Origin of the sequence: Lutibacter sp. HS1-25 (genome assembly GCF_004121075.1) — a bacterium.
In the GTDB taxonomy this organism is placed as follows: domain Bacteria; phylum Bacteroidota; class Bacteroidia; order Flavobacteriales; family Flavobacteriaceae; genus Lutibacter.
This window is the reverse complement of the sequence record NZ_RHLN01000041.1, coordinates 1-9,631: the sequence shown is the minus strand read 5'-3', so window position 1 is coordinate 9,631 and position 9,631 is coordinate 1. Positions and strand designations below refer to the sequence as shown.

Genomic DNA, 9,631 nt, shown 5'->3' with positions numbered 1-9,631 from the left:
TTTCTATAAATTAGATATAAACCACTTTCTATAAATTAGAGAGTGGTTTTACTTTATTACTAACTGTACAATAGCATAAGATGTCACAGATTACAAATCTGCGCCAACGGACACTTAGATGCTTTTTAACATGTTAATTTCTTAAAAAAAATAACAAATGAAAGGATAGTGCTTAGTATTTACAAGGTGAATCCTTATTCTAAGTCAAAAAAACAATCTTAATTTTAATACATTGAATAAAGCCAACTATTTTATGATAAAAAGATTAAGTATTCTAATGTTTCTAATTGCATTGTGTTCGTGTAAAACTGTTACTATAAATGAGCAACCCCCGATAGCGCGGATTTGCAACCCCCATAGCGCGGATTTGCAATCCGTGCCCACCAGATGGCGCGGATTTGTAACCCGATGGCGCGGATTTGTCACACGAAACGATAGCGCGGAATTGTATTCCGTGCCCGTAACAATGAGTACTAGTATAAAATCCTTACAAGTAAAGCTAATTTACATATTCACTATTTGATAAAATAAATATAATTTTAAGTTAGTAATTGTCACAGATTACAAATCTGCGCCAACGCACGTATAATGATAGCGCGGAATTGCATTCCGTGCCCGTAACAATTAAGAACATACAAAACCATTTTCTATAAACTAGGAAATGGTTTTGACTTTTAAGAAGCTTTAAATAAATGAAGTTAGTAATTGTCACAGATTACAAATCTGCGCCAACGCACGTATAATGATAGCGCGGAAATGTTTTCCGTGCCCGTAACGAGTAAGCGACTAATACTAATATAATATAAACCACTTTCTATAAATTAGGAGGTGGTTTTACTTTATTACTAACTGTACAATAGCATAAGGTGTCACAGATTACAAATCTGCGCCACCACACGTATAATGATAGCGCGGAATTGCATTCCGTGCCCGTAACAATTAAGAACATACAAATATAATATAAACCACTTTCTATAAATTAGGAGGTGGTTTTACTTTATTACTAACTGTACAATAGCATAAGGTGTCACAGATTACAAATCTGCGCCACCACACGTATAATGATAGCGCGGAAATGTTTTCCGTGCCCGTAACGAGTAAGCGACTAATACTAATATAATATAAACCACTTTCTATAAATTAGGAGGTGGTTTTACTTTATTACTAACTGTACAATAGCATAAGGTGTCACAGATTACAAATCTGCGCCAACGCACGTATAATGATAGCGCGGAAATGTTTTCCGTGCCCGTAACGAGTAAGCGACTAATACTAATATAATATAAACCACTTTCTATAAATTAGGAGGTGGTTTTACTTTATTACTAACTGTACAATAGCATAAGGAAAATAAATATAATTTTAAGTTAGTAATTGTCACAGATTACAAATCTGCGCCAACGCACGTATAATGATAGCGCGGAAATGTTTTCCGTGCCCGTAACGAGTAAGCGACTAATACTAATATAATATAAACCACTTTCTATAAATTAGGAGGTGGTTTTACTTTATTACTAACTGTACAATAGCATAAGGTGTCACAGATTACAAATCTGCGCCACCACACGTATAATGATAGCGCGGAATTGCATTCCGTGCCCGTAACAATTAAGAACATACAAAACCATTTTCTATAAACTAGGAAATGGTTTTGACTTTTAAGAAGCTTTAAATAAATCGCCACAGATAGCAAATCTGCTATAGCAGATGGGCTATGCTAATAAGGCACTTGCACGGATTTCAAATCCGCGCTAACAAATTATTTTAAACTTGATAGTACTAAGATATCACAGATTGCAAATTTGTGCCAACAGACACTTCGACTCCGCTCAGTGATCAGTTAGGAAAGGTGGAATTTCATTTTTCAAGTCAAACACTAAGGAATGTCATTACAAATACAAAGGTGTTTCATTTGCGATGATTAAATTTAAGTCTTTAATATTGAAATTAAATATTAAACCTATGTGTACTAACAAAAAAATAAAATATTTACTAGATATGAAAAGGATATTTATAGTTAATTTTTTCTTAAACCTTACTTTATTTACATGTTTACAATTGAATGGACAAGAAACAGAATTACCAGTATTGGCTCCCGTTTCACCAAATGCAGCTGCATTAGCTAGATTTGGATCCTATGCTGTAAACACGAACTTAGGAAAGACAAATATTTCTGTTCCAATCTATTCTGTTAAAAGCGGGAGTTTAGAATTGCCTATTGCTATCAATTACAATTCTTCAGGTATTCGTTTAAATGAACGAGCCTCGTGGGTAGGTTTAGGCTGGAATTTGCAAGCAGGCGGAGCAATTATTCGTAATATTAAGGGTATTCCTGATGGAATTGGTGATATGCCAGAAAGCATAACAAATTTAGAGTTTAATGAAAGTAATTTTAATTATTTATATGATGCTTGGCGTGGATTTGAAGATGATAAACCAGATCAATATATTTTAAATGCTTATGGTGTCAATGCTACTTTTTACTTTATAAAAAAAAATGGTATTAGAGAAGTTGTATTTGAAAGTAATAATTCAATTAAAGTTACATCTATTGGGGCACCGAATTATGGTATTCAAGTAGTTATTGAAGACGGTACTGTATTAGTCTTTAATGATACAGAAATTTCAAAACTACCACCACCTTCTGCCTTCATTAGCTATCGTAGAGATGCGCAAACAGCCTATTATCTATCGAAAGTTATTGCTCCTAATAAAAAAGATACTATCACTTTTGAGTATAAAAGAAAGAAGAGTTTTGAAATCCCGGTTAAAACATCAGATGCTATTGAATTTCATCATGCGTCACCAGAAGGAAGTCATTTATTAAATCAGAACTTTTGGAATAACCGAGTGGAAATAGATAAATGCTATTTAGATAAAATTATATTTAAAAATGGTTATATGCAATTTGAATCTTCATTAGATAGACTTGATTTAAATGACGAATATAGACTTGTTAATATGAAGGTGTTTTTTGACACAAATAATAATATCGACCAATTAGTTAAAGAAATACATTTAAATCATTCATACTATAAAAGAGGACCTGAGCCCGCATCAAATGATTTTGACCAAAAAGCAAAAGTAAAATCCTTAAAATTAGAATCATTAACAATTGGGGCATTAACAGCAAGTGATTCACAAAAATTTGAATTTGAATATGATCAGCAATTATTACCAAGTCGAGGTAGTTCAAAACAAGATTTTTGGGGTTACATTAATGATAATAATGAACAATCATTAATACCACTGACTACATTTACCACGAAAGTATATGATTATATTCCTGACACTTATACATATACTGAACATACTGCTGGTAATGCAAATAGAGATGCTCATCCAACTAAAATGAAATCAGGAATCTTAACGAAAATCACCTATCCTACAGGTGGTTATACAGAGTTTGAATTTGAAGCAAATCAATATGATGTATCTTTAAATACACCAATTAATAATTCAAAGTCCAAGGTTATCCAAGCAATAGGCTCAGGAGATTGCACAGGTTGTTTTTCAAATGGGAAACAAAGTTTAACTTTTACAATAGATCAAAATCCACTTGGTGGCCCAATAAATGGAAAATTAAGTATTTACTTTACTGATGCTTATTCTGGAAGCCAAAGCAGTAACTCATATGCGAAATTTAGTGGCTTGCAAACAATCTATAAGAGATCTGGAGCAACTACTATTTATCCGGCTACTGAATACATTGTCCCAATTAATCTCACCGCAGGAGGTACTTATACAATCGAAGCAGAGGAATTTGGTCACGGGTCCAATCCTCCTTCATACGTTCCATCAGTTACCGCTAGAGTTAGTTGGGATGAACCTGAAGGTTACGTTACTATCAATAAAACTAAATATGTTGGAGGGCTTAGAATTAAATCAATTAAAAATTATAATGGAGTAAGTGAAACACCTGTATTGGTTAAAAACTACAGTTATTCTAACCCAAATATTATTAATCAACAAAAAAGTGGTGGGTATGTAAAAAAACATATTAAGTCTTCAACGTTATGGGCAATACTATCTTCTTCTCCAAATTTTGAAAATGGAATTGGTCTTTTGCCCTCTATAGAATATGGTATTGTTACAGAATCTGACTTTGCTAATGGATTAGATAATGGTAAAAAAGTTTATACTTATGAAAATGTGCTTGTGGAAAGAGATATTACTGACACAGGAGAAGTGTATAAACATCCATTATTTGACATGACCTCTTGTTGCAATGAAAATACCTTTATAGGGTCTATAATGAATGAAGTAATAAATAATGAAGATATTGCAGACAAAATAATAAAGCCGTTCAAACATGGATTTATTAAAAAAATACAATATTTCAAATATATTACAGAAATAAATGGAGAACCTAATTATAGTCTAGTTAGTGAAGAGGAATACAATTATGATACAGTTGATGAATCTAATTTTAATGTAAATTATATCGAACCTCTTTGGAATCCAAAATCTTGGCAGACAAGTATAAATCCATATGGAATTACTGAAGATTTAAATAGTATAAATTTTTATTTCAAAACAAGAAAAACATACTTAGGAAAAAAACTATTAACCTCAAAAATTAATCGTGAATATGATTTAAAAGGTCTTAATCCTATTGAAACAATTACAAGTTTTAAATACAATAATAATTATTTACTTTCCGAAAAAGAAACTACAGATAGTGAGGGAATTACCTTGAAAACTAAAACGTATTATCCGAAAGATATTACAGGGATACCTTCCCTACCAGGCACTTCGTTGACAGAAGCTCAGATGAGTGTAATAGAAAAAATAAAAACAGAACTATATAGAATCAACATTCCGATACAGACCGAAACATATAAAAGTGATGTGCTATTATCTAGACAACGTACTAATTTTAAAGATCTTGGAAATGACATTGTACTTCCAGAAATTATTCAAACATCAAAAGGTCTCGAAGAATTACAAGACCGTATCGTTTATCATAATTACGATGCTAATGGTAATCCGTTAGAAGTCTCAAAAGCTGATGGCACCTCTATCTATTATATATGGGGTTATAGTAATCAACACCCTATAGCAAAGATAGAGAACTTCACTTCTTCACAAGCAATGGCAATTCAAAGTAGCTTAATATCACCGGCAGTTGATGCCTCCAATAATGATATTTCTATAGCATCAGAAAACATTTTACGAACAAAACTTGACCAGTTGAGGAATCATACAGCCCTTTCAAACGCGATGGTCACCACTTACACTTACGATCCATTAATTGGAGTCACCAGTATTACAGACCCTAAAGGTTATACCATTTATTATAAATATGATGCCTTTAACAGATTGGAGTATGTAAAAGATGCTGAGGGGAATATATTAAGTAAAAACGAATACAACTACAAACAATAAAAAAAGATGATTATGAAAACGTTCCTTTTTACCATAGCAACCCTTTTTGTTTCGTCTTTTATGATTGGACAAACAACTACAGAAAATTATGTTAAAACAACATCATACCAAGTAAAAACTTTAAATGGTTTAGACGCAGTTAGTGGGACAGCCTTAACAAATGAAAATAAAATTGAAAATATCACTTATTTAGATGGTTTGGGTAGACCTATTCAAGGTATAAGTATTAGAGCCGGTGGTGGCTCTGAAGATATTGTTACCTATATTGGATATGATGAATTTGGCAGACAAGCTAAAGATTATTTACCGTATGCCACCTCAACTAGTGGTGGAACTTATCAAACCAATGCATTAAGTAGTACAGAATCTTTTTACAACGTTTCAAAATACGAAAATACAACTAACCCATATTCAGAGAAAAATTATGAAGCATCACCTCTAAATAGGGTATTGGAACAAGGCGCTCCAGGTACAGATTGGGCTGTTAATAAAAATAGTGATACAGATCATACCATTAAATTTGAATATCAAACAAATACCGATAATGAAGTAAAAAAATATGATGTAACTCTAACGTTTGCAAACAACACTTATACTCCAATTTTAAATTTAAATACCACTTCAAGTAATAATTATGGTAATTATAATGCTAGTGAATTATATAAAACAATTACTAAAGATGAAAACTGGGTAAGTGGAAAGAACCACACTACCGAGGAGTTTAAAGATAAGCAAGGAAGAGTTGTTTTAAAACGTACTTATGCCGATATAGATACTAACGAAGATGGGACTATTGTTGGTAGCTTAGAACTAGAAATTGCACACGACACATATTATGTATATGATGATTTTGAGAATTTAACTTATGTTTTACCACCAGCTTCGGAAGCTCATTCTGGACTTCCTTCTACAAAAGCCTTAAATGATCTTTGTTATCAATACGTTTATGATTACAGAAATAGATTGATAAAAAAGAAAATCCCAGGAAAAGGTTGGGAATTTATTGTGTATGATAATTTGGACAGGCCTGTACTAACACAAGATACGATACAAGCAGTTAACAAAGAATGGTTATTTACTAAGTATGATGTGTTTGGTAGAGTTGCCTATACGGGTATTTATACGCATTCTATAGAACTTGATCAGTATGCAATGCAAAGTTTTTTTGATACACAAAACAATAACAATACTTCTACTAATTTTCATGAAGTGAATAGTGATACTGCAGGGGGGTTAGGTATTTATTATTCGAACAATAATTTTCCAAATACTTCAATTGAAGTATTGACCATCAATTACTACGATGATTACACCTTTGATAAAGATGGCTTAAGTTTGCCTAGTTCTTGGGCCGGGCAAACCATTGTGAACTACAACAATACTAGTAAATTATTAACCAAAGGATTGGCAACGGGTAGCAAGGTTAGAGTATTGGGTACATCTAATTGGATTACTACCATTACTGGTTATGATGTAAAAGGTAGGCCTATATATGTTGCTAGTAAAAATAATTATTTAGAAACTACAGATATTATTAAAAGTGAATTAGATTTTGTAGGTAAAGTTATTGAAACCACAACTGAACATACCAATTCTAAGGAAAACATTAATAATGCTATAACAGTGGTTGATGCTTTTTCATATGATCATATGGGGAGGCTAATTACTCAAAAGCAAAAAATAGATAATAAAAGCTGGGAGTATATCGTAAAAAACAGCTATGATGAGTTAGGTCAGTTAATAGTAAAGAGTGTTGGTGGAGGTTCAAACTCACCTCTACAAGTTGTTAATTATAAATATAATATACGAGGTTGGTTAAAGAATATTAATGATCCGCAAGCTTTAGGGTTTGATTTGTTTAGGTTTGAAATAGGATATAACGAGGGGGCTAAACCACTTTATAATGGAAATATAAGCAGTACTGCTTGGAAAACTTTTAATGATGATGTGTATACAAAAAAATATGATTATAGTTACGACGCTTTAAATAGAATAACAAAAGCAATTGAGGCAACAGACCATTATAGTTTAGATTTAGTGAGTTATGATAAAAATGGGAATATTAAACGCTTAAAACGAAAAGGGCATATTGTTGAAAATCCAACATATGGTATATCTCGTTGGTATGGTAGAGTATTTCCAAATCATTTTGGAACAATGGACGATCTTACGTATTCTTATGATGGCAATAAATTAATGAGAGTATCTGATGCTATTGTTACACCTAATTTAATGACAGGCGATTTTAAAGATGATAATAATTCTACATTACCAGATCCTTCAAACGATTATACGTATGATGCTAACGGAAATATGTTAACAGATGTCAACAAAGGAATTTCTACAAATATTGAATATAATCATTTAAATTTACCAACTAATATAAGTTTTTCAACCGGAAATATTTCTTATATTTACGATGCAACAGGTATTAAGCTTAGTAAAAAAGTGGTTGAAAGTGGAAAGCCAGATAAATTTACATATTACGCGGGTAATTATGTGTATGATAACAGTTCTTTGAAATTCTTTAACCAACCTGAAGGTTATGTAGAACCTAGTGGTACTGGAGGATATGATTATGTATACCAATACAAAGATCATTTAGGAAATATAAGATTGTCGTATAAGGAAGATGACAGGTATGGCTTCATGCCAATTTATACCAATGTCCCTAATTGGGCTGGTTGGTCTGCCAACAATTCTTCTGCCCAAAGGTTATCAGGTTCTGGCCCTTTACGTTTTAGCTCATATAAAAAAGATGCTGGAGTTATAAATAAAATTTTATCCGAAAGTCCTTACTATCCAGGTGTAGGGCAAGGACAGCCGTTAACAATAAAATTAGGATTGATAGATGCATCAAGCACTCCTTTTATTCAAGTAGCTGTTTATTTAGAGGAATTAGACGGTCAAGGGAATATGGTATCTGAAGTATTATTAGATGCTGATGCAGCATCTAAAGTTAATACTTATACTCACACGGTACAACATCCAGCTACTCAATTTTTAGGACTTAGAATTGTAAAAGGTGATGACAGCCCGTATCCGGCAGATATTTATGTTGTTAATTTGCAAATATCAACAGGTGAACTTAAAATTGTAGAAGAAAATAACTACTATCCTTTTGGTCTCAAACACAAGGGATACAATAATGTTATAAATGGTACTGCTCATCCTTATAAGTTTGGAGGAAAAGAATATAACGAAGAACTTGGTTTAGATTTGTATGATTATGGAGCAAGAATGTATGACCCTTCAATAGGAAGATGGCATGTTACAGATAATTTAAGCGAACTATATTTTAGTAATTCTACTTATGTGTATGCTTTAAATACTCCTATTCAAGCTACTGATCCTGATGGAAATATTGTTATATTCATAAATGGTATGCACGGAGGAAGTGGAGGAAAGGCCGAATATTGGAGGTCTTATCAGAAAGTTAACTATATGTCTGGGACAAAAAGTTTTGCAGGTTTTTCATGGCATACATATGGAACTTATATGAAAGAAACAGCAGCATTTGACACATCTGTAATGAATCGTTTTGGAGATAGTAACTCTATGTATTTAGATGGTTCTATGGGAGGTGCTTTAAATACTGTCCTTTCTACAAGAGGTTTAGTAACCTCTAACCTTAGTGCTAAAAACAGAGTTGATGCAGGTTACTCAAGGGGTAAAAAAGAAGCAAAAAGTATAATTGCGAATTTAACTAGAGACAAAACTTCTGGAGAAATCATAGAAACTATAAAAATAATAACTCATAGTATGGGAGGTGCTTACGGTAAAGGGTTTATTAAAGCATTGAAGGAGTATGTTAAAACACTACCTAAAGAACAACAATCACAAATAAAGTTTTCAGTCTATGATTTTGACCCTCACCAAGCTGGTTCTTTAACAGCAGATGGAGAAACCCCTACTTTTCAATTTAAACATCAAGGTTTTTGGAATATTTTGGGTTTGGGATGGTTAGCTAATCAGGATGAGAATGGTAAAGTAGATGTACAGACCAACACAGGTAATAGTACAGACCATTCAATAATGACTTTTTTTAACGATATTAGTAACATGTCAGAAGGTACATATAAGTGGGATGGAAAAAATTGGGTAAAACAATAGGCAATGAAAAGAAAACCCATATTGATAAGCATAATAATAGTTATTATATTTATAGCGTTTCTTTATTTTAAGTACATCTTCGGCTGGCTAGAATTTAGAAGTAATAATTACACATCAAAAGAATATAAAT

Annotated in this window: 2 protein-coding genes; both read left to right on the top strand. The window is 32.4% G+C overall.

Going from position 1 to position 9,631, the window contains the following annotated elements:
* Positions 1-1,962: 1,962 nt before the first annotated feature.
* Positions 1,963-5,388, top strand: coding sequence for an RHS repeat domain-containing protein (locus tag EC396_RS11240; protein ID WP_129366788.1), 3,426 nt, complete (start codon positions 1,963-1,965; stop codon positions 5,386-5,388).
* Between the two features lie 12 nt (positions 5,389-5,400).
* A complete protein-coding gene (locus tag EC396_RS11235; RefSeq protein ID WP_240665693.1) occupies positions 5,401-9,501 on the top strand; it encodes a DUF6443 domain-containing protein in 4,101 nt (1,366 codons plus the stop codon).
* Positions 9,502-9,631: the final 130 nt, after the last annotated feature.

Coding starts and splice junctions, on each gene's coding strand:
- EC396_RS11240 (WP_129366788.1), top strand. CDS start 1,963: ATGTGTACTAACAAAAAAATAAAATATTTACTAGATATGAAAAGGATA.
- EC396_RS11235 (WP_240665693.1), top strand. CDS start 5,401: ATGAAAACGTTCCTTTTTACCATAGCAACCCTTTTTGTTTCGTCTTTT.